The sequence below is a fragment of the Vibrio sp. 10N.261.52.C11 genome (assembly GCF_041471405.1).
GTDB lineage: Bacteria > Pseudomonadota > Gammaproteobacteria > Enterobacterales > Vibrionaceae > Vibrio > Vibrio crassostreae_C.
Genome location: NZ_JBFROI010000067.1, coordinates 1 through 3,804 on the forward strand (window position 1 = coordinate 1; position 3,804 = coordinate 3,804).

A 3,804-nucleotide genomic window follows, 5' to 3' on the forward strand; every position below is an offset into this window, starting at 1 on the left:
CTTAAGTGAACGGCATTACAGCACTTGGCTGGGTTTTAAATTTAGACGGTAACCTTACACCTAATATCGGTGCCGCTCGTTACTTTAATTTGTAGATGATGCCTGGATTACAGCGAACCATTTCAAAACGATCGGTTAAGCCTGTTAACGATTCAGACGCGCCCAATAGTAAGTACCCACCAGGGTTCAGGCTATTTGCCATCTGGTTAAGTACCTTTGACTTCATATCAGGCGAGAAGTAAATCAGCACGTTACGACAGAAAATAATGTCGAACTTGCCTAACAATGCATAGCTGTCCATCAGGTTCTGAGGGCGGAAGTTCACCATGCGCTTGACGTTATCTTTCACTTTCATACGGCCATCGCCCGCATCTTCAAAGAAAGTACGACGGCGCTCTGGAGAAAGTCCACGTCCCAATGCAAGGTTGTCGTAAGCGCCAGTGCGGCACATATCCAACATACTTGCTGAGATGTCAGTTGCGGTAATCGATACATTTGGCAGCATACCTGGCTTACGAGCTTGAGTTTCAAGAATCGTCATTGCCATTGAGTATGCTTCTTGGCCTGAAGAGCTTGCCGCAGACCAAATCTTAATAGGACGTTTATTTGCCGCTATTTCCGGTAGAAGCTTATCCGCAAGCACAACAAACGGGTAAGTATCACGGAACCAAAGTGTCTCGTTCGTCGTCATGGCATCGACAGCAGCCACACGCAGCTCACGGTTTCGACCTGTTACTACATCTCTCAACAAATCAGACAAAGAAGCTAACTTAAACTTCGTTACTAATGGGCTTAGACGACTGCGCACTAAATACTGCTTGCTGTCACCTAATACAATGCCACATTGAGATTCTAAGAAACGGCTGAAATCGCGATACTCTTGATCACTTATTGTTATAGCAGTCATTAATGTCTCTTTTAGTTAGTTAACGCAGCTTTTACAGCTGCACCAAGCTCATCTGGGTTGAATTTAGCGATGAAGGAGTTAGCTCCAACACGCTCAACCATGGCTTGGTTAAATACACCACTCAACGATGAGTGTAAAATTACGTATAAATCTTTAAGTTCGGCGTGACGACGAATCTCAGCAGTCAGCGTGTATCCATCCATTTCTGGCATTTCGATATCAGAAATCACCAATGAAATCTGATCGTAAATACTGCCTTCTGATGACATCTGTATCAGCTTCTCGTAGGCTTCTTTACCATCCTTCACCGAGATAACTTCAAAACCAATCGACTCAATAGCACGTTGAACCTGCTTACGAGCAACGGTCGAGTCATCAGCAATCAAGATGCGGCGAACCAGTTCTTTCTCTTGTTCTACTTTCGCAATATCTTCAGCAATCTTGCTGTCCATTGTTTCATCAACAGGAGAAATTTCTGCAAGGATCTTCTCAACATCAAGAATTTCTACCAATTCATTATCAATGTTGGTTACCGCTGTCAGGTAGTTAGCTCTACCTGCGCCATCTGGCGGCGGAAGAATCGATTCCCAGTGCATGTTAATAATGCGCTCAACTGAACTTACCAAGAAACCTTGAATGGTTCGGTTAAACTCAGAGATAACCACAAAACACTTTTCAACATCCGTTGTAGGACGGCCACCAATCGCTAAGCTCAAGTCGATCACAGAGATCGTTTGGCCACGAATGTGTGCTACACCTTTAACCAGTGGGTTCAAGTTTGGCATCTTTGTCAGCTTAGGGCATTGCAGCACTTCTTTTACTTTAAAGACATTAATGCCGTAACGCTGACGCCCCATTAGGCGAAAGGTTAGTAATTCTAATCGGTTTTGACCGACGAGTTGCGTACGCTGATTCACCGAATCAAGAATACCCGTCATGAGCTCATCTCCATATCAAACTTTTTTGTATAAAAAGTGTTAGTCTACTGCAGGCTACGAACCACCAGAGAAACGGAATGACGTATTATAAAACAAATTTGCCACCTCTTTCCATAGCAATGTGTAGAGCTACTTTTAAAACTGTCGCTAAGTTTATCGGCATTTTATCAATATTGTTTAGTTTTTTTGTACAAGCTGCGACCCCAGAACAAATTGAGATGATTCAGTCTGCAGCGGAGCAACATATCCTTGATACAGTTGAGCAGCCACAAGGTGGCGAACTCTTTGTTAATTCAGCAAATGTTGACTCAAGAATCAAAGCGACAGACTGCCCAGTGCCTTTAGAGACCAGCGCTTCAACGACCACCAATACCCGCAGCAGTATTACGGTTTTAGTGCAATGTGTTCCTGATGAGTGGCGAGTTTATGTACCGGTGCGCCTTTCGATGTCGGTGCCTCTTGTCACCACCACTCGCTCACTCGCGAGAGGCGAAATCGTCGGTCAATACGATGTCACCACCGCTATGATTTCTCTTAACAAGTTTCGTCGCCAAGGTTTCACAGCTCCACATCAGGTCATCGGCGCTAAGGTAAAAAAGAACCTAAGACCGGGCGATGTTGTAGAAAGAGGTGATATCTGTGTCGTGTGCCGAAACGAGAAGGTTATCATACAGGCAGTAAAAGGTGGCATGACCATTACCACCAAAGGAACTGCGCTTACCGATGGCTCTATGGGTGATCAAGTAAGAGTGAAAAATGATAAATCACAGCGTATAATTGAAGGGATTGTTACCAGCATGTCTGAAGTCACGGTTTACTTTTAACTCTTTACTTCTAAATTGACGGTATCGTTAGCGATTTCACCCTCAACTCTAACGCCAAATATAACGGCTGCGGTGTTTTGTCCCTTTTCGACTATTGAGCTAAAAATTGCTAAAGTATTCGAACCCTTGGTCGATATTGACTGTACAGGTTCCCATTTTTGAAGAAAAAGGCTTAACTATGGCAGGCATTGATAATATTCGTTCAGGGCAAACCCTAACGACCACTAACCGATCAGCAGTACGCTCTGATTCTAGTTCTGAGGCATCACGCTCTGATGTATCAACTAAATCACCAGCAAGCAAAGATGCGGTTTCACTGAGCCAACAAGGCAAAGCGATTGGTCAGCTCCACCAAGATATGGCAGCACAGCCAAGCTTTGATTCTGTGAAAGTAGCAGCGATCAAAGAAGCAATTGCGAATGGTTCATACACTGTCGATCCAGAGAAACTGGCTGACAACATGATCAAGTTCGAAGATGAATTAAAAGGCCTTTAAGAAAACACTAACTTTTCATTGAAGTTATTGTCTTAAAGTACACGAGGTTATGAATAGGTTTACGTTATGGCGGCACTAGCAGATTTAGTTAATTTTCAACTTCAAAATGCCAAAGCCTTATCTGAATTACTAAGTTCAGAGAAAACCGCTATTACGAGCCGACTATCAAACGATATTGAGCGAATCGCCAAAGAAAAAGTGGTCCTAGTTGAACAACTAAGATCAACCGATCAGCGAATCGCAGCCCATACCAATATCTCAGAACTGACCGAGAACCCTGAACTTGCTCAGTTAGTCACTAAGATCCAGTCGATAGTGCACGATTGCCAGCAAGCGAACCTTGTGAATGGCGAAGCCTTAAATCGAGCGCACCTTAGCTTCAAAAAACTCAGCAATATGATGCAGCAAAGTCACGGAAAAATTGGCATGACCTACAATGCCGGTGGTCAAACGCATACTATCTCTACGCTGGGAACCAACGTAAAAGCCTAGTTAATTTAACTCTTCCTCTTCAGTAATACCCCTTGTTAACCGTTTATCTGTATCTCAGACTATTCCTGTCGTTATCTTTTATTAAAACACCTAATCAGCCTTTGAACGCCCTGACAAAATCGATAAACAAAAAAGGTTCATCGCGGA

5 protein-coding genes are annotated in these 3,804 nt (G+C 43.5%); 3 read left to right on the forward strand and 2 right to left on the reverse strand.

Going from position 1 to position 3,804, the window contains the following annotated elements:
* Positions 1-79: 79 nt before the first annotated feature.
* Both AB4323_RS20830 and AB4323_RS20835 read right to left on the reverse strand, forming a co-directional pair.
* Positions 80-907 (reverse strand): protein-glutamate O-methyltransferase, encoded by an 828-nt coding sequence (locus AB4323_RS20830; protein ID WP_229647685.1) that lies wholly within the window; start codon positions 905-907, stop codon positions 80-82.
* A gap of 11 nt (positions 908-918) precedes the next feature.
* A complete protein-coding gene (locus AB4323_RS20835) occupies positions 919-1,845 on the reverse strand; it encodes a chemotaxis protein CheV (RefSeq protein WP_017064134.1) in 927 nt (308 codons plus the stop codon).
* A gap of 77 nt (positions 1,846-1,922) precedes the next feature.
* Here AB4323_RS20835 and flgA point away from each other — a divergent pair, with 77 nt between their 5' ends.
* The 3 genes from flgA (at position 1,923) to AB4323_RS20850 (ending at position 3,657) form a co-directional block, all read left to right on the forward strand.
* Positions 1,923-2,669, forward strand: a complete 747-nt coding sequence (gene flgA / locus AB4323_RS20840) for a flagellar basal body P-ring formation chaperone FlgA (protein WP_017064135.1) — start codon at positions 1,923-1,925, stop codon at positions 2,667-2,669.
* Between the two features lie 178 nt (positions 2,670-2,847).
* Positions 2,848-3,165, forward strand: coding sequence for a flagellar biosynthesis anti-sigma factor FlgM (gene flgM / locus AB4323_RS20845; RefSeq protein WP_017062263.1), 318 nt, complete (start codon positions 2,848-2,850; stop codon positions 3,163-3,165).
* Between the two features lie 66 nt (positions 3,166-3,231).
* A complete protein-coding gene (locus AB4323_RS20850; protein ID WP_372153261.1) occupies positions 3,232-3,657 on the forward strand; it encodes a flagella synthesis protein FlgN in 426 nt (141 codons plus the stop codon).
* Positions 3,658-3,804: the final 147 nt, after the last annotated feature.